This window comes from Flagellimonas yonaguniensis, from assembly GCF_029193885.1.
GTDB classification, from domain to species: Bacteria; Bacteroidota; Bacteroidia; order Flavobacteriales; family Flavobacteriaceae; genus Flagellimonas; species Flagellimonas yonaguniensis.
In genome coordinates this window covers 94,478-116,905 of the sequence record NZ_JARFVB010000005.1, presented here as the reverse complement: position 1 = coordinate 116,905, position 22,428 = coordinate 94,478, and the positions used below count along the sequence as shown (strand labels likewise).

17 protein-coding genes are annotated in these 22,428 nt (G+C 41.5%); 7 read left to right on the top strand and 10 right to left on the bottom strand.

Going from position 1 to position 22,428, the window contains the following annotated elements; translation table 11 throughout:
* Positions 1-8: 8 nt before the first annotated feature.
* Entirely contained in the window at positions 9-1,316 is a 1,308-nt protein-coding gene (murA, locus tag PY092_RS10190) for a UDP-N-acetylglucosamine 1-carboxyvinyltransferase (protein WP_275615749.1), read from the top strand.
* 5 nt (positions 1,317-1,321) lie between these two features.
* Here the strand turns inward: murA and PY092_RS10185 are convergent, their stop codons facing one another.
* The 4 genes from PY092_RS10185 to PY092_RS10170 form a co-directional block, all read right to left on the bottom strand.
* On the bottom strand, positions 1,322-3,115 hold the full coding sequence (locus PY092_RS10185; protein ID WP_275615748.1) for a tetratricopeptide repeat-containing sensor histidine kinase: 1,794 nt from the start codon (positions 3,113-3,115) through the stop codon (positions 1,322-1,324).
* Positions 3,116-3,421: 306 nt separating this feature from the next.
* On the bottom strand, positions 3,422-4,426 hold the full coding sequence (locus PY092_RS10180) for a pirin family protein (RefSeq protein WP_275615747.1): 1,005 nt from the start codon (positions 4,424-4,426) through the stop codon (positions 3,422-3,424).
* 70 nt (positions 4,427-4,496) lie between these two features.
* Positions 4,497-5,810 (bottom strand): cryptochrome/photolyase family protein, encoded by a 1,314-nt coding sequence (locus PY092_RS10175; RefSeq protein ID WP_275615746.1) that lies wholly within the window; start codon positions 5,808-5,810, stop codon positions 4,497-4,499.
* Position 5,811: 1 nt separating this feature from the next.
* On the bottom strand, positions 5,812-6,309 hold the full coding sequence (locus PY092_RS10170; protein WP_275615745.1) for an SRPBCC family protein: 498 nt from the start codon (positions 6,307-6,309) through the stop codon (positions 5,812-5,814).
* 177 nt (positions 6,310-6,486) lie between these two features.
* Between PY092_RS10170 and PY092_RS10165 the strand changes: the two genes are divergently transcribed.
* On the top strand, positions 6,487-7,341 hold the full coding sequence (locus PY092_RS10165; protein WP_275615744.1) for a DUF2911 domain-containing protein: 855 nt from the start codon (positions 6,487-6,489) through the stop codon (positions 7,339-7,341).
* Positions 7,342-7,399: 58 nt separating this feature from the next.
* On the opposite strand, the gene PY092_RS10160 is transcribed toward PY092_RS10165, so the two are convergent.
* From PY092_RS10160 to PY092_RS10150, 3 genes are all read right to left on the bottom strand, one after another.
* A complete protein-coding gene (locus tag PY092_RS10160) occupies positions 7,400-9,109 on the bottom strand; it encodes a sodium:solute symporter family transporter (RefSeq protein ID WP_275615743.1) in 1,710 nt (569 codons plus the stop codon).
* Positions 9,110-9,223: 114 nt separating this feature from the next.
* Positions 9,224-11,755, bottom strand: coding sequence for a PIG-L family deacetylase (locus PY092_RS10155; protein ID WP_275615742.1), 2,532 nt, complete (start codon positions 11,753-11,755; stop codon positions 9,224-9,226).
* Positions 11,756-11,847: 92 nt separating this feature from the next.
* Positions 11,848-12,795, bottom strand: a complete 948-nt coding sequence (locus tag PY092_RS10150) for a septum formation inhibitor Maf (RefSeq protein ID WP_275615741.1) — start codon at positions 12,793-12,795, stop codon at positions 11,848-11,850.
* 117 nt (positions 12,796-12,912) lie between these two features.
* Here PY092_RS10150 and PY092_RS10145 point away from each other — a divergent pair, with 117 nt between their 5' ends.
* Together PY092_RS10145 and PY092_RS10140 are read left to right on the top strand one after the other, a co-directional pair.
* Complete coding sequence (locus tag PY092_RS10145; RefSeq protein ID WP_275615740.1) at positions 12,913-14,157, top strand: peptidase U32 family protein; 1,245 nt, start codon at positions 12,913-12,915, stop codon at positions 14,155-14,157.
* Complete coding sequence (locus PY092_RS10140) at positions 14,157-14,387, top strand: ferredoxin (protein ID WP_275615739.1); 231 nt, start codon at positions 14,157-14,159, stop codon at positions 14,385-14,387. Before PY092_RS10145 ends, PY092_RS10140 begins: the two co-directional genes overlap by 1 nt.
* Here the strand turns inward: PY092_RS10140 and PY092_RS10135 are convergent, their stop codons facing one another.
* From PY092_RS10135 to PY092_RS10125, 3 genes are read right to left on the bottom strand one after another with little or no spacing between them, the layout of a single operon-like run.
* Positions 14,388-14,981 carry a Maf family nucleotide pyrophosphatase gene (locus PY092_RS10135; protein ID WP_275615738.1) on the bottom strand — a complete coding sequence of 198 codons (594 nt, stop codon included), beginning with the start codon at positions 14,979-14,981 and terminating at the stop codon, positions 14,388-14,390. It lies immediately after the preceding gene.
* On the bottom strand, positions 14,974-15,501 hold the full coding sequence (locus PY092_RS10130; RefSeq protein WP_275615737.1) for a KdsC family phosphatase: 528 nt from the start codon (positions 15,499-15,501) through the stop codon (positions 14,974-14,976). The genes PY092_RS10135 and PY092_RS10130 overlap by 8 nt, the downstream gene beginning before the upstream one ends.
* On the bottom strand, positions 15,485-16,246 hold the full coding sequence (locus tag PY092_RS10125) for a Rossmann-like and DUF2520 domain-containing protein (RefSeq protein WP_275615736.1): 762 nt from the start codon (positions 16,244-16,246) through the stop codon (positions 15,485-15,487). Before PY092_RS10125 ends, PY092_RS10130 begins: the two co-directional genes overlap by 17 nt.
* A 133-nt stretch (positions 16,247-16,379) precedes the next feature.
* On the opposite strand from PY092_RS10125, the gene PY092_RS10120 reads away from it, so the two are divergent.
* The 3 genes from PY092_RS10120 (at position 16,380) to PY092_RS10110 (ending at position 22,421) form a co-directional block, all read left to right on the top strand.
* Positions 16,380-19,553 (top strand): cytochrome c biogenesis protein, encoded by a 3,174-nt coding sequence (locus tag PY092_RS10120; protein ID WP_275615735.1) that lies wholly within the window; start codon positions 16,380-16,382, stop codon positions 19,551-19,553.
* 254 nt (positions 19,554-19,807) lie between these two features.
* Positions 19,808-21,217 (top strand): MATE family efflux transporter, encoded by a 1,410-nt coding sequence (locus tag PY092_RS10115; protein ID WP_275615734.1) that lies wholly within the window; start codon positions 19,808-19,810, stop codon positions 21,215-21,217.
* Between the two features lie 34 nt (positions 21,218-21,251).
* Positions 21,252-22,421, top strand: coding sequence for a trans-sulfuration enzyme family protein (locus tag PY092_RS10110; RefSeq protein ID WP_275615733.1), 1,170 nt, complete (start codon positions 21,252-21,254; stop codon positions 22,419-22,421).
* The last annotated feature ends 7 nt before the right edge of the window (positions 22,422-22,428 follow it).

The following is a 22,428-nucleotide window of genomic DNA, read 5'->3' as shown; positions in this document are numbered from 1 at the left end:
AGGAATACATGGGTACATTTCGAATAGAGGGCGGACACCAATTGCATGGTGAAATCACGCCTCAGGGAGCAAAGAACGAAGCACTTCAGATTCTTTGTGCCGTTTTGCTATCAGAAGAAAAAATTACCATAAACAACATACCGGACATTGTCGATGTCAATAAATTGATCGCCCTCCTTGAAGATTTGGGAGTGAAAATCCAAAAAAAGGGCAGCGGTTCCTATACTTTTAAGGCAGATGATGTCAACTTGGATTATTTGCAATCGGCAAAGTTCAAAGAAGATGGTCGCGGACTTCGTGGTTCCATTATGCTGGTAGGGCCGTTGTTAGCGAGATTTGGCAAAGGATATATTCCAAAACCTGGGGGAGACAAGATCGGAAGAAGAAGACTGGATACCCATTTTGAAGGATTTATAAAGCTTGGAGCCCAGTTTCGCTACAATAAGGAAGAACACTTTTATGGTGTGGAAGCCGATAAGCTCACAGGAACCTACATGCTTTTGGACGAGGCATCGGTTACGGGAACGGCCAACATTGTGATGGCCGCTGTCCTGGCAGAGGGTACTACGACTATTTACAATGCAGCCTGCGAACCCTATTTGCAGCAATTGTGCAAAATGTTGAACCGCATGGGAGCCAAGATTTCTGGAATTGGTTCCAACTTGTTAAAGATTGAAGGGGTGGATTCCTTGGGAGGCACTGAGCATACCATGTTGCCAGACATGATCGAAATCGGTAGCTGGATCGGTTTGGCCGCAATGACACAAAGTGAACTTACGATTAAAAATGTAAGTTGGGACGATTTAGGCCAGATTCCTACTGTTTTTCGAAAATTGGGAATTACCGTTGAACGCAAAGATGATGATATCTTTATCCCAAAGCACGAAGAAGGTTACGAAATACAGAATTTTATTGATGGCTCTATCCTTACCATTGCAGATGCACCGTGGCCGGGTCTGACCCCGGATTTATTGAGCATTATATTGGTAGTAGCTACCCAGGCAAGAGGAGAAGTGCTCATTCATCAAAAAATGTTCGAAAGCCGTTTGTTCTTTGTGGACAAACTTATTGATATGGGGGCAAAGATCATTCTCTGCGACCCGCATAGAGCCACAGTTATCGGACACGACTTTAAATCCACCTTAAAGGCAACTACCATGGTATCTCCCGATATTAGGGCAGGGGTATCTCTTTTAATAGCGGCACTGTCCGCAAAGGGAACTTCCACAATACATAATATTGAGCAGATTGATCGTGGTTATGAAAACATTGATGAGCGTTTGCGCGCCATTGGCGCACAAATTGTCCGTGTGTAGTTTTTTTAGTTTTTTGGAATCAAGATAGTGACCTGGGTTCCCTTTTCACAGCTTTCTACCTTAACAAGCTCCTGATTCGAAAATTTACTTAAGGCATTAATTCGTTTTGCCGTAATGGACATGCCCCTTGAGGGTCGCTTATACATTTTCTCTGCGTCATTGGACTCCAACCCCACACCATTGTCCTCAATGGTGCAAACAATATTTTCTGTTGTATCCCGGAAAGAAACCTTTAATTCCTTTTTGCCATTTTTGGGCATTAATCCATGAATAATGGCATTTTCGATATATGGTTGTACAAGAAGTAAAGGGATTTCATAATTATGAATATCCAGATTTTTGTCAACATCGAAATGGTAACTAAATGAATTATCAAATCGTAATGCCTCCAATTCAATATAGATTTTAAGCAACTCAATTTCTTCTTTTAGTGGCAAAACAATATTAATTGAACTTTCCAGGGTTTGTCGCAGTAATTTTGAAAACTTGGAGAGATAGGTCAGTGCACCCTTTCGATCATTTGAGTTGATCAAATGTTGAATGGAACTTAACGAGTTAAAAATGAAGTGCGGATTCATTTGTGCTCTAAGCATTTGTTTTTCAAGTTGAACATTCATTCCCTCGATAACTTCATTTTGTTGTGATATCAACTTGTTTTTCTCGCGGAGCAGGGCATTGGATTTTTTCTTGGCCAAAAATCTAAAATAGAGCAGGCTGGCGGATAACAACAATAAAACTGCAATAATGGACAGGTACACCAGCCTTTTTCTGTTGGATAACATCTGTGTATTGAGGAGTGAGAGTTCTAATTCACTTTCTTTGATTTCCTTGTCCTTTGTGTACACATCATATTTGACCTGAAGATTTTCAATTTCCTTTACCTTAGTTTCATTCAACAGACTATCCTTATAGGCCATGGATTGTTTTAAATGATAATTGGCTTTAGTTAATTGATTAATGGAGTCATAAATTTGGGAGGCTAGGTCATGAGCTTCAAATTTAAGTTTGTACATGCCTTTAGCAGATAGTGCTTGAAGGTTTTTATCTGAATAATGTATAGCCTGTCCATACTTTTTTTGTTGGAGCATTAAATCTGCAAGATTATAGTTTATTACAGGAGTGATTTGATTTAGTGATGCTTGTTCTGATAGATCAAGTGCTTTTAAAAGGTATTGTTGGGCAAGGTCCCATTGGTTTAGCTTTATATAACAGTTGCCAATATTCGAATAATTGATACAACGACTCATGTTGTTACCATTTGTTTCATAAAACACTTCGACTTTAAGGTACTTTTTTAATGCTTCTTTATATGCTTTGTTGTTCCGATCTATGGCAGCCAAATTGACCAATACTTTCATTTCCACTCTTTCAAGGTCAGGACCTTTATAGACTTCAAGGGCTTTGTTATAGCTTTCAATTGCTTTATCCTGATCTCCCATAAGATCATACAGTATGCCCAAATTGGAATAGACGGATGATGTGGGTAAATCCAACTGTAATGAATCAACCAATTTAAGACTCATTAGATAATACTCTTTGCTGGTGGGATAATCACCAATCTGTTTATAGACTATCCCTAAAATGCCGTATGTTTGCTTAATTTTCTGGTATTCCCGATTTTTGGTTGCCAAAGAAAGGCATGCATTAAGGTATTCAAGAGATTCTGCATAATTGCCGGTCATACCGTGGGTTAAGCCCAAATTATAAAGTGCTTCGATTTCACCTTTTACAAAATCTATTTCTCGGGATTTCTCTAAACTTTTGTTGGTAAATTCAAGCGATCTTTGCTTATCCTGCATCCTTAGTTTATTACCTAAAGTCCTCAGCAAATTAACCTCAGTGGTGTCGTTGGCCGTCTTAAGCAAATTTTTGAGACTGTCAATTTCTTTTGTTTGCGAAAAACAAATATTGGTAATGCAACAAAAAATAAGGGCATGCAAAATTGATGATGGGAAATTCTTCATTTGAAAGTTAGTTTATTGAATAGTTGAAGGTTGATTTCTATTCAATTGGTTCTGGCTAGGTATTAATGTATGAAGAATTCCTTTTAAGTTCACATTTTAAAAGGATTATGGAGCAAAATAATAAGTCCCGTAAGAAAAGAATTATTTTTTCTCTTCTAATTTCCCATCAGGATAAAGTGCAAAACGACCTCTGTTCTTATCATGTACATTATCTGGATGTGGCCATGGCCATCCCCCAAACTGGGTAAGCCGATATTCCTCCATGGCTTTTTGGATTTCCTCTTGGGTGTTCATTACAAATGGGCCGTATTTGGCAACCGGTTCACCTATAGGTTTCCCTTGCAATAGCATAAAATGCGCTTTTTCAGGACCAACTTTGATTTTTGCATCTTCGGTAGGACTCAATACAATTCCAAAGTTGGGGTTGATTTTTTTATCCCCTATATGAATCTCGTCACCTTCATAAAAGTATAGTACACGGTTGACCGATTCACTGGCTTTAGGCAACACATATTCCGAGTCTGTATCAACATGAATGTTCCAGACGGCAACTTCGTTCTCAGGGCTGGCCGCCCATGAATCTGGTGCAGGAGCAACAGGAGCTACATCCTTATAAGTTCCCGCAACCACTTTGATTTTGGCATTATCCTCTTCCACAATTGGAATATCCTCGTTCCACAGCATCTTAAAGTGTGGATCAACAAATTTACCGGCTTTGGGAAGATTCAACCAAATTTGAAACAGTTCCAAAGGGTTTTCTTCATCATCCTTTAATAATGGGAACATTTCGGAGTGTTGCACACCTCTGCCTGCCGTCATCCATTGTACATCACCTTGACCAAATCTTCCAGCAGCTCCCAAAGAATCGGAATGATCACAAAACCCCTTGTTCACAATAGTTATGGTTTCAAAACCCCGGTGTGGATGGTATGGAAACCCTGGAATGGTCTGTCCGTGGTACATACGCCATGCTAAGCTTGGGTCAAAATCGCTTCCCAAGTTTCTCCCTCTAAGCAATGAGGCATCGGGTCCCATTTCGTCATTCCCTTTGGGAAAATGGTCCAAATGGTATACACTGAACAAAAATGGGTCAAGAGTTTGCCATGGGGAACTTAATGGAAAGGTTTGAATAACGGGGTTTTTCATTTCGCAATTTTGTGGTTTTCTTCCAAAATGAAGAAAGACATTTTTTAATCTTAAAATTAGAGAAAAAGCTTCAACTTATTGCCTCTTTATATGTTTTTAAGCATCGTTCACGAGCCATTTTATGATCAACCATTGGATTCGGATAGCTTAGCTCCTGAAGGTCAAGCACCCAGGTATTGATGTATTTTTTGTCCTTATCGAATTTTTTGATCTGTGTGGTAGGGTTAAATATCCTGAAGTAGGGGGCAGCATCCACACCGCTACCTGCAGCCCATTGCCAATTACCCACATTGCTGGCCATTTCGTAGTCCAGAAGTTTTTCAGCAAAATAAGCTTCGCCCCACCTCCAATCGATCAATAAATGTTTGCAGAGGAAACTGGCCACCAACATACGGACCCGATTGTGCATATACCCCGTTTCATTGAGCTCACGCATTCCAGCATCCACAAGTGGATAGCCTGTTTTTCCATTTTTCCATTTTTCGAATTCCTCTTCGTTGTTTCTCCATTCGATTCTATCGTATTTGGCTCGAAAGGCCTCATTGACGGTATGTGGAAAATGCCAGAGAATCTGCATAAAGAATTCCCTCCAGATAAGCTCGTTCCAAAAGGTCTCGTTCTTTACATCAATGGCTTTTTTTACCACCTTGCGGATGGAAATGGTGCCAAATCGCAAATGTGGTCCCAATCGGGAAGTACCTTTTTCCTTGGCTGGGTAGTCCCGAGTATCCCCGTATTTTTGAATCAGATCCGAAGTGACCGTAAAATCGGGGACTTTTATAGAGGACTTCTCAAACCCCATATCCTCAAGGGAGAGTTGAGGTAAGGATTTTGACTGATATAAGTTTTTGCCAAGGTTGTTCAGTGTATCGTATTCCACCAAATGGATGGGTGGATTGAAATTTTCTTTCCACTTCCTCATAAATGGGGTGTACACAACGTAAGGATCACCATCGTCCTTTACCACTTCGTCCATTTCAAAAATTACCTGATCCTTAAACGTATTGAAGGGAATATCGTTTTCTTCCAAAAAAGATTTTATTTCGTCATCTCGCTTTTTGGTATAAGGTTCATAATCGTGGTTAGTGTAGACCGCTTCAATGTTGTAGTCATACAATAATTGTTGGAAAACCTTTTTGGGTGTATCGTGAAACTGTGCGATTCCGCTATCATGGTTTTGCCTGAGCTGATTGCTCATTTTTTGAAGCTGTTCGTGGATGAAGGTTACCCTTGCATCATTTTTTGGAAGCTTTTCCAGTATTTCGGTATCAAAAATAAAAATTGGCAATACCGGTATTTCGTTCTGAAGTGCGTGGTACAAGCCAACATTGTCATCCAGTCGCAAATCACGCCTGAACCAAAAAATTGAAATTGGATGGTTCATCTTATACTTTTCCTATGCTTAAAAGATTCTCTTTTCCTTCCACCTGGCCGAACAATTCGGCAAGCTTCTTCTCCCGAAACTCAAAAATCTTGTGCAGTTGTTTTTTTACTAGTAAAGGATGGGCCAATTGTCCCAAAAACCCAAAAGGCAATTTATAATCGATAACATCCTCCATTTCCACACCTTCCGGAACTTCCTTTAAAAAATGCTTGTGGTGCCAAAGGGAGTAAGGACCAAAACGCTGCTCATCCACAAAGTACTCGCCATCTTTTAGATGGGTGATTTCGGTAACCCATTTGGTGGAGATGAACGGAAACGGTTTTACAATGTATTGAATTACTTGGCCTTGATACATAGGCCTGCCAGCTCCTGCCAAAATATGAAATCCCATATGCTTAGGGGTAATTACTGCTAGATTTTTGGGATCCGATAAAAAGTCCCAAGCTTCCTTTTTACTAATCGGAAATACTTGCTTGGATTTCAATTGATAGAGTTGCATCTAAATGAATTTAAACAAAGATAGCATGAAAAATGTTTAATCAAAATAATAAATTGTTAAACAAAAATCAAATCAAAGGCACTTATTCACTATTTTTGTTTTAAGGTTTAATTAACAGATAGCGCATCGCTTTATCTTAATTTTGTTTTGCTGAACATTTAAATACATACTACAACTATGAAAAAATTTGCATTCTTATTATTTGCGGTTTCGATGTGTTTTTCTTTGGAAGCACAAATACAGACACCAGCGCCCAGCCCATCATCAACATTGGAACAAAAGGTTGGTTTGACGGATGTTACGGTTAAATACTCTAGACCTTCCATGAAAGGTAGAAAGATTTTTGGAGGACTTGAATCTTATGGAGAAATCTGGAGGACTGGTGCCAATGAGAACACAACCATTTCTTTCAGCGATGATGTAACCGTTGAAGGAAAGGAGCTAAAAGCAGGTACTTATGCCATTTACACTAGGCCCAACGAAGCGGTATGGGAGGTGTTTTTCTATACGGCTACCGATAATTGGGGGAATCCACAAGAGTGGGATGCATCCAAAGTGGCTGCTACTGTGAAAGTGGAGACCATGGAAATTCCCATGCCCATTGAATCCTTTACCATTACCATTGATGATTTGCACAATAACGGCGCTACTTTGGGTATTATGTGGGAGAACACTTATGTTGGTGTGGATTTTGTTGTACCTACTGTGGATAAGGCACTTAAGAGTATTGAGTCGGCCATGGAAAGTAAGGATGATTTGACTGCCAATGATTACTTTGCTGCCGGTTCTTACTATTTTGCCGAAGGGATGAACATGGAACAAGCTAAGGAATGGGTAAACAAGGCTGTTGAAATGGATGGAGGGAAATCCTATTGGATGATGCGCACCCAATCCTTGATCTATGCAAAACTAGGGGATAAGGAAGCTGCTATCGAGGCTGCCAAGAAGTCTTTGGCCGCTGCTCAAGCCGCAGGCAATCCCGATTATGTCAAAATGAACAAAGAATCTTTACAGGAATGGGCAAAAATGTAATTGAAGCCTATTTCATTTCCATACAATAATAAAAGAGCCCACTTTTCAGTGGGTTTTTTTATTCCTGAATAGCAGAGGAATTACCTAAAAAATTATCGAATACTTGGGTAATGATGGCCAAAACAATTACCAGGACACACCCAAAGGCGTTTAGCCACAAGTAAGACATCCAGTCTAGATTATAACCTACAATCACAATAATCTGAGTGACGATAGCTGCCACAAAAACAGCATTTCCTTTCACAAATTTGAAAAAGAAAGCCAGTAAGAATATACCTAGTACATTTCCGTAGAAAATGGAACCTATGATGTTGACCAACTGGATAAGGTTATCAAAAAGGTTGGCCACATTGGCAATCACAATCGCGATTATTCCCCAAAGTAAGGTAAAGGCCTTGGTGGCTTTTAAATAATGCTCTTGGCCATGATCTTTTTTGTTGTTCCTTTTATACAGATCCAAAGCGGTAATGGTTCCCAATGCATTCAATTCCGATGCCGTTGATGACATCGCAGCGGATAGAATAACTGCCAGTAACAAACCAATCAACCCCATGGGCAGGTTATTTAGGATAAAGTGGATAAATACGTAATCCTTATCATTGGTCTCCACGGTACCATCCGCTTGGGAAATAATATTCTTTGCGGTTTCCCTGTTTGCATTTTCCCTTTCATTGATTTTTATGATATCCTGTTTTGCCTGTTCAATGGCGTTGTATTCTTTGAGTTCCAAAGCGGCCGAGAAAGAATGCTGGGCCATCCGTTTTTCTTTCTCCAATTCTTTATGATCGTTCTCAAGCGCTTGATAGTCATTCGCATATTCAGATTGCATTACAGCTTCGGTGGCAGCAGGGTTGAAGTTGAGGGGAGAGGAGTTGTACTGGTAAAAAACAAATACCATGGCACCTACCAAAAGGATGAAGAACTGCATTGGGATTTTAAAAATCCCGTTGAAGATTAAAGCCAACTGACTTTCTCGAACAGATCTACCTGATAGATATCGCTGCACCTGACTTTGATCTGTACCAAAATAGGCCAAAGCCAAAAAGAACCCGCCCGTGATACCGCTCCAAAACGTATATCGGTTATTGGGATCAAAAGAGAAATCGAGAATATTGAGCTTATTATTGGCACCGGCTATTTTTAGAGCTTTATCAAAAGTAATATCCGTTGGCAATGCCCCCATGATGAAAAAGAATGCAAAGAACATCCCCAACATGATGATGAACATCTGTTGTTTTTGGGTTACACTAACCGCTTTGGTACCACCAGAAACGGTATAAATGATTACCAAAATCCCAATGATTATGTTCAATGTTCGTAAATCCCATCCCAATACTGCGGATAAAATAATGGAAGGCGCAAAAATGGTTATCCCAGCAGCCAACCCGCGTTGCACCAAGAACAATAGGGCTGTAAGGGTTCGTGTTTTCAGGTCAAAACGGCCTTCGAGCATTTCGTAAGCGGTAAATACCTTTAGCTTTTTGTAGATGGGAATAAATACCAGGCAGATAACGATCATCGCCAAAGGCAGTCCAAAATAAAACTGCACAAAGCCCATTCCATCATGGAACGCTTGCCCTGGTGTGGATAAAAAAGTGATAGCACTGGCCTGTGTGGCCATAACGGATAGGCCAATGGTCCACCACTTTACATTGTCGCCACCACGGACATAGTCATCCACATTGTTGCTGCCACGGGTTTTCCAGACACCGTATGCAACGATGAACAGTAGGGTGCTACCAAGAATAATCCAGTCGAGTAATGCCATTCAGGGTGCTAATTGTTTAAAATCATTATGAGGTAAAAAACCAATATATATATGGCATTTAAAAGGATTACGATGCTGTATTCCTTTTTCCATTCAAATTTGGTATCCATATTATTATCCTTTGACATTACTGTCCCTTTTTACTTCATTTTTTCCTACAGAAAGCATATTTGCAAAGAGTTTGTACGCTCCCGAAACCCCAACAGGTAATTCCCTGAAAAAGCTTAATCCTGTGTAAATATAATGACCTTCTCCATAAGGTGCTACAATAAGACTTCCTTGCTTGTCGGTTTCACCCTCATCCTTCATGGAGAGAATCGGTGTGAATTCTGAGCTCCATTTACTTGGAAAATACAATCCGCGTTCCTGTACCCATCCATCAAAATCCTTTTGTGTGATGGTGTTCGGGTAGTTGACCAATGAATTGTTGGGAGCCAATATTTCAACTTTGGCATTTTCATCGGTAACCCTGTCCCTTGATAGTGTCACATCATAAGGGGCGATATTTTCGAACTGACTGGCCCATCTACCAGCGGTATTGTACTGCACGATCATGGTGCCGCCATTTTTAACGTAGTCAAACAGTACTGGTTGTTTGAATTTTAGGGCATCCACCACATTATAGGCTCTAATCCCGACCACTACAGCATCATATTTGTCCAAATCCCCATTTTGGATATCATTGGGGTCCACTATGTGTACTTGGTACCCGATTTGTTCCAAGCTTTCGGGCACATTGTCCCCGGCCCCCATAATGTAAGCGATATGCTCTCCGGATTTTTTGATGTCCATACGAACCACTTTGGCCTCTGATGGAAGCAGTACGGATTGTTTTGGAATATGATCGTAACTGATTTCCACGAGTTCTTTGTCGAACACCTTATTGTTGACAGTGACTTTCGGCTCTATTTTCCCTTCGCTTTCCGTATTGGGAGGGGTAACATTGAACATCACAGAGATTTCCTCCCCTTTTTGCGCAATGGAAAAAGGAATACTGTTCGGGCTAACTGCCCATCCTGATGGGTGGTTCAGCACAACTGATCCAGAAACATCATTTTTTCCTGCTCTTATTTTTACCTGAACTTCTTTGGTATCGGAAGTGGCAAAAATCAAGACCTTTTCATCGATTTTGGAAGTTACTTCGGGCAAAATGGCAAAGGGTTCGTACAATTCGCCTTTGTCAGGTTTGGAATACCTGTGCACTACGGATTTTTCAAAAGGGATTTCAACACCGTCAATAACTAAAGTAAAAATAGCTTTAAAAGCACTTGGGGTTTCTGGTTTACCGATCAAAGTTTGATCATTCACGGTGTACGTCCCCAAAGTTCCAGGTTCATTCAACCAGTAAGGACTGGTATACGAAGTGCTTTCTGGAATGGTATAACTGATTTCAAAATTTTCCCTTTGGTTGTCTCCCAAAACTTTGTTTGGGGTTAATTTGGCATCAACTCCAATAATATCGATTTCTTTTAAAGTAATACTTGGAGCAGACCTGTTGATGGTCTCTATATTGATGGTCGCATTGCTCCCTGGAGTAACCGAAGAAGTTACCGAGCTAGCCTCCAAATACAATCCCGCTGCTGCCAAGATGATATTCTTCAGTTCTTTTGATTTTAATGTTTTCCAGTGCTCATCTTCGACCTTTTGCAACAATTGATATGCTTCAACAAGTTCGAGAATATGTTTGGATGGATTTTGGAAATCGAAGTCAGCTTCAACCTTATACAAAATATCACCAACGGCTTTACCTCCTTTTACCCGGGACCAAGTGGTGTTTATACCTTCGAAAACATTATTGTTTTTTGGCATATCACCTTTTAAAAGTTCAATGTATTCGTTGGAGGAACCCCTGTCGGTCAACCTACCAAAGCCTTGGCAAAGGTGTTGACTACGCGACATTGCGGCAATTTCGTTATTGGAAAGTCCAAGTTCAGCGTAATAGGTGCCCACATCCAACTTTACCATTCCGGATTTATCTACTTTTTCAAAGGCTTCTTGGCTACCGTATTGCCACCATGACGTATTGTAAAATATACGTTTGGGCTGCCATGGTGTGGTCAATTTAAGCTGGCTAGGATATGCTTCAGGGTCATTGGCGAGTTCAAAAGCCTCCATGCTTAAAACAGCTGATGCGGTATGGTGGCCATGGGTTGTGCCCGGAGTTCTGTGATCAAAGCGATTGATGATGACATCAGGTTGAATTTTTCTGATAGCCCATACCACATCGGCCAAAACCTTATCCCTGTCCCAAATATTAAAGGTTTCTTTTGGATGCTTGGAAAACCCAAAATCGTTGGCGCGGGAAAAACGCTGCTCGCCACCATCTATGTGCCTTGCGGCCAAAAGCTCTTGTGTACGCAATACGCCCAAAAGTTCCCGCAACTCCGAACCAATCAGATTTTGTCCACCATCTCCCCTCGTTAGTGATATGTAAACCGTTCTAGCTTTATCGTGGTTGGCCAAATAAGAGATTAGGCTCGTGTTTTCATCGTCGGGATGTGCGGCTACGTAGAGGGCTGTTCCCAAAAAGTTCAATTTTTGGATTTCGTGGAATAGCTCAGAGGAGGTAAGCTTGTCGGGTTTTTGGGCAAAAGCGTTCGTGAAAAATAGCGTGGTCAAGGAAAGGAGTACCCAAAAATACTTCATAGTTGGTTGTTTAGCGGTTCATTCAAATATAGGTAGTTTGTATGCAGTCGTCCGTTTCTTTACAAGACTTTTAACATAGCAATTCGTTGCTGTTACAAACCTAAACTGTCCCTTAGTATTGAATTTTTGTTTTCATTTTGTTGCCAATAGGCAGTTTTGATTGATTTGATTTTCGAGGCGGAAGTCGTCAATGTTTTTGCATTGGGACCAAAGCCACTTTTAAATTCTTCCGTCCAACTTTCAATGGAATGGGGGAAGTCAGTCGTGAATTTTATCATCAAATTTCGTTCCAATTTTGGGTAAGAAAGGGTGTAAGTTGTAACGCCATCTTTAGATGAAATTTGGGCATTGGCGTCATAAGCTTTCATTTCTTGGTGTCTCAGTCGAAGAAACTCCAAAGAGGGGATTATGGAAACATCCCCCAGAGGAAGATTATCCGGATTGATTCGGATTTTGTTCCAGATTTCATTCTCCAAAATGGTTTTTTCCATCGAGAACGCTTGATCGGCCTCTCCTTCAAAATAGGAGTGGGAGGTAAAGTCAAATTTTTCACGGTTGTTCAGTTGGGAGTAGACATGACCACACCATTCTTGAACGGACAAACTTGTTTTTATTGCATGTTGATTGTCGTAAACGGGATAAAATGTACTGCTCATGATGGAGTAAGGGTAGATCCCAGTTAAAAACTCTTTGGTGGCATTCAACTTCAAGACCGATATATTTTCAGGATTGCTATTGTTGGCTTTTACCTGTTCTTTGGGTAAAAACGGCTCGGTAACATAAATCAGAACCACCTTGCCATCCCGAAGCTCCCCATATCTGGCCTGCTCTAATTGGTACGAAGTGATTTCGGCTTTACCGGTATACCAGTACTCTTTGAAATCTTCCGAAAGTGGGATTTTGGAAGGTTGCTCTTTGGCTTTTGTGCTAATAGCAATATCAGTCGAAGTTTCGGTATTATTTTTTTGTTTACATCCTACAGCTAAGAGGAAGGTCAGTAATAAAAAAGGAATAGTGAAAGTTGGGATAGAAGGTTTCATAGGCGCATTTTTTGGAAACTTATGCATAAAGTCGGATTATATCAAGATACTTAACTTTTTCCAATACACGGAAAAATGTAGTTTTGCAAAATATTTCGTAAGCTAAACATTTTTGGTATGCAACAGATTGAGTTGATGGCCCCTGCGGGTAATTTTGAATCCTTGCAGGCTGCGTTGGACAATGGAGCCGACTCAGTGTATTTTGGTGTGGAGCAATTGAACATGAGGGCGAGGGCCACCATGAACTTTACTTTGGATGACCTGCCAGAAATAGCGAAGCGATGCAATGCCAAGGGGGTAAGAACATACCTGACCTTAAATACCATTATCTACGACCACGACCTTTCCATTGTCAAAACTTTGTTGAAGAAGGCTAAAGAGGTTGGTCTGACCGCCATTATTGCCATGGACCAAGCCGTAATTGCTTCTGCCAGGGAATTGGGATTGGAAGTTCATATTTCCACTCAAATCAATGTCACCAATATTGAAACGGTAAAGTTCTATGCGATGTTCGCCGACACCATGGTGCTGAGCCGGGAGTTAAGTTTGCGACAGGTAAAAAAGATTACCGAGCAGATAGAAAAAGAGCAAATCAAAGGGCCATCAGGTCGTTTGGTGGAGATTGAGGTTTTTGGACATGGTGCTTTATGCATGGCCGTTTCAGGCAAATGTTATATGAGTTTACATTCTTACAACTCTTCTGCTAACAGGGGTGCTTGCAAGCAAAACTGCCGTAAAAAGTACACGGTCATCGACCAAGAGACTGGTTTTGAAATGGAACTGGACAACGAATACATTATGTCTCCAAAGGATTTGTGCACCATTGATTTCTTGGATCAAGTGGCCGATGCAGGCATCAAAGTATTAAAGATTGAGGGTAGGGGACGTGCTCCCGAGTATGTGGCCAAAGTGATCAAATGTTACCGTCAGGCTTTGGATAGTTTGTACGATGGCAGTTATGATAAGGAAAAAGTGATTACTTGGATGCAGGAGTTGGAAAAAGTATACAACCGAGGCTTTTGGAGTGGTTACTATTTGGGTCAAAAATTGGGGGAATGGAGTAAAATACCAGGCTCATCCGCGAAACAAAAGAAAGTTTACATTGGGAAAGGAGCCCATTTTTTTCCAAAAAGCAATATCGGTGAATTTATCATTGAAGCTTACGATATTTCCATCGGGGACACGATTCTGGTAACTGGCCCGACAACAGGTGCCAAGGAAATGAAAGTGACCGAAATGTTGGTAAACGATGCCAAACTTTCCACTGCCAAAAAAGGAGATTCCGTAACGATCCCGTTGGATTTCAGAATCAGGTTATCGGACAAGTTGTACAAAATCGTGGAAAATAAGGTAGAGGCCTAATGGTGGTAGTTACGCTTCAGCGCGAAAAATGTATCGGCTGCAATTATTGTGTGGAAATGGCTCCTGAACAGTTTGCGATGTCCAAAAAAGATGGGAAATCGGTTCTGCTTCATTCCCAAAACAAAAAAGGGTTCCACACCATAAAATCCCATGATGAGGGTATTTTTGATACTTGTGAACAAGCCTCAAAAGCCTGTCCCGTAAAAATCATTTCAGTAAAACGAACGTGATTACAATTCCATGAGTGTTTTGTAGACCAAATCGGTGGGCAGCCCCACCACGTTGGTGTACGAACCTTGAATCTCGGTAATACCGATCATCCCAATCCATTCTTGAATACCGTAGGCCCCTGCTTTATCAAACGGTTGGCAAGTGTCAATATAATAGTTGATTTCCTCATCCGAGAAATCCTTCAACTTAACCTTTGTGATGCCACTTACTGTTTTTTGGGAATCTTTTGTGGTAAAACAAACAGAGGTTATCACTTCATGCCAATCGCCGGAGAGCGTACGAAGCATTTCAAACGCCTCATCTTTATCGTCAGCTTTGGCCAATGATCTATTGTTGTGCCAAACCACGGTATCCGAAGTGATTGCGATTTGACCGGGTTCCAACTCCTCATTAAACGGTATGGCCTTAAGCTTGGCCAAATACTCAGAAATTTCTTGACCTTGTAATTCCTTAGGATAGACTTCCTCCACGGATTTGGGTCGTACTTCAAAGTCAAGTCCCAATTCCTCCAAAAACATTTTGCGTCTAGGAGAACCAGAGCCCAAAATGATTTTTTTGTCCTTGAGTTTTTCTTTGAGCGGGTTTTTAGTCATTCTTGGCGCTAAAATTATCGTTCCAGTCCCCACGAACCTTCAATACTTGTTCAATAATATCACGAACACAACCTTCGCCACCATTTTTATGGGAAACATAGTCGGAAATGGCTTTTACCTCTGGTACCGCATTTTGTGGCGAAGTGGCCAACGCCACCATTTTCATGGGAGGGATATCGGGAACATCATCACCCATGTACACCACGGATTCCGGGTCAATACCATGAATGTCCAAATACTCTTCCAAAGGTTCTTGCTTGTGATGGGCACCCATATAAAAATCGGTTACCCCAAGACCTTTTAAGCGCTCTTTTACCCCTTGGTTGGTGCCGCCTGTAATGATACAAACATTGTATCCTTTTTTAATGGCGGTTTTAAGGGCATAACCATCCTTGACGCTCATTTTGCGAAGCAGTTCCCCATCGGTGGTGATCAAAACTGTCCCATCGGTAAAAACACCATCGACATCAAAAACAAAGGTGGTAATATTGCTCAATAACTCTTTATAATTCTTTTTCATGCGTTTGTTTTATGGCTTGGCTCAATAATTTATAGAGTGTAATGTGCTCTTTTTTGCTCAGAAGTTTTAGGTGCTCTTCCATACTTTTGATGTCATTTCGGCGTGCTGGACCCGTCTGTGCCTCATAGGGCGACATGGTCTGGACTTTATCAGCCGTTTCCATGATCAGTGGTTTCAATAAATCAAAAGAGAGTCCTTCTTCCAAACAAAGTTCTTCGCCGATCCCGTAGAGGTAATTGGTGAAGTTGTTCACGAAAACGGCTGCAAGATGCAATTTTTTTCGCTGTTCCGAGTCAATATGGTATACGTTTTCGGAAATGGATGTTGCCAAGATCTTTAAGGTTTCCAAAGATTTTTCCTCATTAGCTTCTATACAGATGGGAATGGTTGAAAAATCAACTGCCTTACCTTTGGTAAAAGTCTGTAGTGGGTAAAAAACACCTTTGTTTGTGGGTTGTATCGCACTCAGACTGATGGCTCCCGAAGTATGGGCGACGATTCCCTTTTTATTCGATAGGTGTTTGGACACTTCGTCAATAACATCATCTTTTACCGCTATCACGTAGACATCGGCATCGACAATGGTTTCAAAATCATTGGAAATAATGCAATGCTCGGAAAATTGCTGTAGTGCTTCCAAATTGCGTCCCACAACTTGAGCCATATTCACTTCCTTGGCTTTGGAAAAAGCATTGTACAAGTGTTTGGCGAGGTTCCCAGTCCCCAAAATCACAATCTTGAGCATGCCCAAAACTACAAATTTAGGGTCTATGAATCATAGTAAGAATTAACAAATCTGTGCGATTTTTATTCGTTTAGGCAACAAGGAAGTTCTAAAAAGAACGTATTTTTGCAAGCCGAAAGTAGACCGAATTTCCATGATCGATATTCTTAAGAAAACGCTTTTTTCCACAAGACTTATGGCTGTTCTATTTTTGGTCTTTGCTGCGGCATTGGCCATGGGAACCTTTGTGGAAACCTGGTACAGTACCGAAACCGCACGAATTTATATTTACAACACAACTTGGTTCGAGGCCATTATGGTCTTTTTTGTGATCAACTTTTGCGGAAACATATACCGGTATCGTTTATTGCAATGGAAAAAATGGCCTGTACTGATTCTTCACCTTTCATGGATTTTGATTATTGTTGGGGCCTTTGTGACCCGTTACATCAGTTATGAAGGCATGATGCCCATCAGGGAGGGTGCAACAGAGAAAGTATTTTATTCGGATAAGACCTATTTGACCGCTTTCGTGGATGGGGACATCAATGGAGAAACCAAAAGACGCATCTTGGAAAGCGAGATTATTGTTACACCTGAAGGCAAGCGTATGAGATATTCCTTGCCATGGAAATCCGATTTTAATGGACAGCCTTTCACCATTGGTTATGTAGACTTCATCAAGGGAGCGGAAAAAGGATTGATTCCTGACGAGAATGGAGCCGAATACCTCCAAATTGTTGAAGCGGGCAACGGACAGCGTCACGAGCATTATCTGGAAAATGGGAAAATAGCCAGTATCCATAACATTCTTTTTGCCCTGAATAAAGAAACAGACGGTGCCGTCAACATCTTTTATGACGAAGAAAACGGTTACCGTATCAAATCGCCTTTCGAAGGTAATTTTATGCGAATGGCGGACCAGTTTCAAGGCGAAGTGGCAAGTGACAGCATTCAGCCTTTGCAATTACGATCGTTGTACAACATGGGCGGTATGCAGTTTGTGGTGCCAGAACCTTTGATAAAAGGTAGCTATGGTATTGTTGAAGTGCCCGATGAGGAAATTACCAAAGAAACCCAAGATGCGTTGATTGTCTCCATCTCCGCCAATGGCGAAAGCAAGGAAGTGAAATTGTTGGGAAGCAAGGGAACGTCAAATTTCTCGGATAAGATCAATGTGGGTGGATTGGATTTCTCGTTGAGTTATGGCTCTAAAGTGTACGAGCTTCCCTTTTCCATTGAGCTGAACGATTTTATTGCCGAAAAATACCCTGGGACCGAAACAGGTTACGCCTCATTTATGAGTAAAGTCACAGTGCACGACGACCGACCTTTTGATTATGATATCTATATGAATCACGTTTTAGATCATCAGGGGTACAGGTTCTTTCAATCCAGTTTCCATCCTGATGAGAAAGGAACCGTTCTCTCCGTAAACCATGACTGGTGGGGGACTTGGATTACCTATATCGGTTATTTTCTGTTGTATATTGGTTTGATGGGCATCATGTTCTTTGGAAAAACACGTTTCAGGGATTTACAGACCATGCTCGACAAAATAAAGGAAAAGAAAGCCGCATTGACAACAATTGCTCTTTTCTTTGCCTTTGTATCGGCAAACGCTCAAGAAGAGGTGCATGAACATTCCAATGTACCAACCCAAGCACAGATAGACTCCGTAATTCAGGCGACTACAGTAGCAAAGGAACATGCCGAAAAGTTTGGGGCCTTGGTCGTGCAAGATGAAAAGGGGCGAATGAAACCCGTGAATACCTTTGCCTCTGAATTATTGCGGAAATTGAGCGGGGATGACAAATACAAAGACCTTTCCGCCAATCAGGTATTTCTTTCTATGATGTTGAACCCTGGGGTTTGGTACACTACAAACATAATTGCTTTGGGCGATAAGGGGAATGATAGTATTCGCAAGGTTGTCGGTGTACCCGCAGACACGAAGTTTGTCAAGGCAACTGATTTCTTTGACGCAGAAGGAAATTATAAGCTCAGACCCTTTTTGGAGAAGGCTACCTCCAAGGCCAACCCAAATAAATTTGAAAAGGACTTTAAAAAAGTAGGGGAGCGGTTGAGTTTACTCGATGTGGCCTTGAGTGGAAGTATAGTGAAAATATTTCCTTTACTGAACGATGAGAACAACAAATGGATTTCGGCCGTGGAATTTCGCTCTGGGCAATATCAGGTTCAGGATTCACTCTATGCCAATTTCATCAGAAATGCGATGCCCTATTATTTGAATTCACTGCAACAATCCATTGCTACGGGAGACTATTCCCAACCTGATAGATTGCTGGAGGCTTTCAAACAGAACCAAAAGAATCACGGCGAGGAAGTATTGCCATCAGATAAAAAGATAAAAACCGAGATTATTTACAATAAGCTGGACCTCTTCAACCGTTTGTACAAATACTATGCAATGGTCGGGTTGCTGTTGTTCTTTGTTCTGATAGCCAAGATTTTCAAGGAGCGCAAGTTTCTTGACGCTTTCGCTTATGTATTGAAAGGGACCATTATCATATTTTTTATATGGCACACTATCGGTTTGATCCTACGTTGGTACATTTCTGGTCATGCCCCTTGGAGTAATGCCTATGAAAGTATTATTTACGTGGCTTGGGCTACCATGGGCATAGGTTTGGCATTGGGCAGAAAGAGTGAATTGACCATAGCATCCAGTGCTTTTGTGACCTGTATGTTGTTATGGGTAGCGCATCAAAACTGGATAGATCCTGCCGTTGCCAATTTGGTTCCGGTATTGGACAGTTATTGGTTAATGATTCACGTAGCGGTAATTGTGGGAAGTTATGGTCCGTTGACCGTCGGGATGATATTGGGCGTGGTTGCCTTGTTGTTGATGGTTCTTACCACGAAAAAGAACAAAAAACGAATGGACATCAACATCAAGGAACTTACCGTTATCAACGAACTTGCACTTACCGCAGGTTTGGTCATGTTGACCATTGGTAACTTTTTGGGTGGTCAGTGGGCCAATGAGAGTTGGGGACGTTATTGGGGCTGGGACCCCAAAGAAACTTGGGCATTGGTCTCGATTATGATCTATGCATTTGTTCTGCACATGCGATTGGTTCCGGGGCTTCGTGGCAAGTGGACATATAATTTCGCCAGTATTGTGGCCTACGCCAGCATTATGATGACCTATTTTGGAGTAAACTTCTATTTGGTCGGACTGCACAGTTATGCCAGTGGGGACCAAGTAATAACCCCAAGTTTTGTGTGGTACACTGTACTCGGGGTTTTTATTCTGGGAGGTATCAGTCTTTGGCGGTACAAAGTACACTACGCTAAAAAATAGGATGCTCTTTCTCGTTCAGGGCTTTGAACTTTCATCATTCAGGCTGTTTTTTCGCATGAATTTTGATGTAAAATACTGATGTTGTAAAAAAAATGATTTTTCTATCTCTTTTTTTTGCATATTTGCATCATTATGAAGCTATAAGAATTATGTATACGATAGATGTCACATTTGGCCGAGGGCCAATCCAGTAACCGAATCTCTCTCGGCGAATCCGACATTTACTTTCTTTTTTCACACATAATTCTTTGATAATGACACATCAACATACAAATTCATTTAAAAAATTCATTCAATATTTCTGGATAGCCATTTCCGGTAAGGAAACAGAATTTACCTCTGGAAGCATCCGAAAGGCCATTTTCATGCTTTCCATTCCCATGATTTTGGAAATGCTCATGGAATCCATTTTTGCGCTGGTGGACATTGCCTATGTCTCCAAAGTAAGCGTTAATGCCGTGGCCACTATCGGTCTTACCGAATCCGTAATTACTTTGGTTTATGCTTTGGCCATTGGGCTCAGTATGGCCGCCACAGCAGTGGTGGCCCGAAGGATTGGCGAAAAAGATGTGGGTGGGGCACGTACTGCAGCTGTACAGGCCATTAGTTTGGGTGTGGTAATCTCCATTACCATTGGAATCATTGGAATCATCTATGCCAAGGATATTTTGGCCCTAATGGGTGGGGAGCCCGACCTGATTGCTGACGGATATGGTTACACCCAATTCTTGATTGGAGGGAACATAACCGTAGTGCTATTGTTCTTGATCAACGCTATTTTCCGTGGTGCGGGTAATGCATCCATTGCCATGTGGGCCTTGGTGCTTTCCAATGGACTCAACATTATTTTGGATCCCATGTTCATTTTTGGTTTTGGACCCATTCCAGAAATGGGAGTAAAAGGAGCGGCCGTTGCCACCAATATTGGAAGGGGAACGGCAGTACTTTTTCAATTGGGGATCTTGTTCTTTGGTTGGGGGAAAATCAAATTGGTGGCCAAGGATTTGGCACTGAACTTTAAGGTAATGATCAATTTGATCAAAGTTTCGTTGGGCGGGATTGCCCAATTCCTGATCGGAACCTCCAGTTGGATTTTCCTTATGCGTATCATGTCCGAATTCGGAAGCGAAGTATTGGCGGGGTACACTATCGCCATTAGGGTAATGATGTTCACTTTGATGCCATCATGGGGCATGAGCAACGCCGCAGCAACCTTGGTAGGACAGAATCTAGGTGCAAAACAACCCGATAGAGCGGAGCAGTCCGTTTGGAAAACAGGGAAGTACAATGCCATTTTTATGGGAACGGTTTCTTTGGGATATCTGATCTTTGCGAATACCATTATTTCTTGGTTCAATACTACCCCGGAAGTGGTAAAGAGCGGGGCACTTTGCCTTCAAGTAATTGCCATTGGCTATATATTTTATGCTTATGGCATGGTCATGACCCAGGCATTCAATGGGGCCGGGGATACCCGAACCCCGACCAAGATCAATTTCATATCATTTTGGTTGTTCCAATTGCCCTTGGCCTATATATCCGCGATGGTTCTGGGGTGGGGTGCAACGGGAGTATTTGTGGCCATTACCTCGGCAGAAGTATTGATTGCAGTATTGGCGATGATATGGTTTAAAAAAGGGAAATGGAAGAAAGTCCAAGTATGACGGGTTTCGTATCTTTATGCGAAAGAAAACCAACATGAAAAATGATACAAAAGGACTGAATACCATCTGTACCCACGTTGGTGAATTGGAGGATAATGAGTTCAAAGGGGCTGTTTCTCCTTTGTACATGAGTACATCCTATCAGTTTGAGGACGTTGCGGTAAAAAGATACCCTAGATATTACAATACGCCCAACCAAGAAGCATTGGGCAAAAAACTGGCAGCCTTGGAGCATACCGAGGCTGCTTTGATTTTTGGTAGTGGCATGGCTGCCATCAGTACGGCATTGATGACCTTTCTTCAATCTGGGGATCATGTGGTGCTGCAGCAGACCATTTACGGAGGCACCTATCATTTTGCAGTGAGCCAATTTGAACGATTTGGTATTGAGTACTCTTTTACCACCGGTTGGGAAGTGGAAGATTTCGAGAAAGAAATCAAACCAAATACGAAAGTGCTGTATTTGGAAACACCATCGAACCCCTTATTGACCATTACTGATGTAAAGGCAGTGGCCGATTTGGCAAAAAAGAAAGGAATCCTGTCCATGATCGACAATACCTTTGCGAGTCCCATCAACCAAAACCCGATTGATTTTGGGATTGATGTGGTGGTGCACAGTGCCACAAAATATATGGGGGGACACTCCGATATCTGTGCTGGTGTTGTTGCGGCATCACAAGAACATATCGACAAAGTTTGGCAAACAGGGATTTGTTTTGGAGGAAGTCTAAGCGATTACACGGTCTGGCTTTTGGAACGAAGTTTAAAAACGATGGCGATACGGGTAAAGGCACAAAATGAAAATGCGATGCAAATGGCCACCTATTTGAGCCAGAATAAAGATGTGGACAATGTGTATTATCCAGGATTGGAAGATCATCCCGGGCATGAATTGGCCAAATCGCAAATGAATGGTTTTGGTGGTATGCTGTCTTTTGAACTGAACTCAGGAATAGACGCATCGCTATTTTTTAAGGAATTGAAATTGATAAAACCATCCATGAGTTTGGCGGGGATTGAAAGCACGGTGCTTTCGCCGACCCAAACATCCCATGCATTAATGAGCCCTGAGGATAGGGCAAAACAAGGGATAAAGGATTCATTGATTCGTTTCTCGTTGGGTATCGAAGAGACGGAAGATTTAATAGCGGATATTGAACAGGCAATTGCCAAAGTAAAATCCATGACCGTTACGGCGTAATATTTAT

Coding starts and splice junctions, on each gene's coding strand:
- murA (WP_275615749.1), top strand. CDS start 9: ATGGGTACATTTCGAATAGAGGGCGGACACCAATTGCATGGTGAAATC.
- PY092_RS10185 (WP_275615748.1), bottom strand. CDS start 3,115: ATGCAGGATAAGCAAAGATCGCTTGAATTTACCAACAAAAGTTTAGAG.
- PY092_RS10180 (WP_275615747.1), bottom strand. CDS start 4,426: ATGAAAAACCCCGTTATTCAAACCTTTCCATTAAGTTCCCCATGGCAA.
- PY092_RS10175 (WP_275615746.1), bottom strand. CDS start 5,810: ATGAACCATCCAATTTCAATTTTTTGGTTCAGGCGTGATTTGCGACTG.
- PY092_RS10170 (WP_275615745.1), bottom strand. CDS start 6,309: ATGCAACTCTATCAATTGAAATCCAAGCAAGTATTTCCGATTAGTAAA.
- PY092_RS10165 (WP_275615744.1), top strand. CDS start 6,487: ATGAAAAAATTTGCATTCTTATTATTTGCGGTTTCGATGTGTTTTTCT.
- PY092_RS10160 (WP_275615743.1), bottom strand. CDS start 9,109: ATGGCATTACTCGACTGGATTATTCTTGGTAGCACCCTACTGTTCATC.
- PY092_RS10155 (WP_275615742.1), bottom strand. CDS start 11,755: ATGAAGTATTTTTGGGTACTCCTTTCCTTGACCACGCTATTTTTCACG.
- PY092_RS10150 (WP_275615741.1), bottom strand. CDS start 12,795: ATGAAACCTTCTATCCCAACTTTCACTATTCCTTTTTTATTACTGACC.
- PY092_RS10145 (WP_275615740.1), top strand. CDS start 12,913: ATGCAACAGATTGAGTTGATGGCCCCTGCGGGTAATTTTGAATCCTTG.
- PY092_RS10140 (WP_275615739.1), top strand. CDS start 14,157: ATGGTGGTAGTTACGCTTCAGCGCGAAAAATGTATCGGCTGCAATTAT.
- PY092_RS10135 (WP_275615738.1), bottom strand. CDS start 14,981: ATGACTAAAAACCCGCTCAAAGAAAAACTCAAGGACAAAAAAATCATT.
- PY092_RS10130 (WP_275615737.1), bottom strand. CDS start 15,501: ATGAAAAAGAATTATAAAGAGTTATTGAGCAATATTACCACCTTTGTT.
- PY092_RS10125 (WP_275615736.1), bottom strand. CDS start 16,246: ATGCTCAAGATTGTGATTTTGGGGACTGGGAACCTCGCCAAACACTTG.
- PY092_RS10120 (WP_275615735.1), top strand. CDS start 16,380: ATGATCGATATTCTTAAGAAAACGCTTTTTTCCACAAGACTTATGGCT.
- PY092_RS10115 (WP_275615734.1), top strand. CDS start 19,808: ATGACACATCAACATACAAATTCATTTAAAAAATTCATTCAATATTTC.
- PY092_RS10110 (WP_275615733.1), top strand. CDS start 21,252: ATGAAAAATGATACAAAAGGACTGAATACCATCTGTACCCACGTTGGT.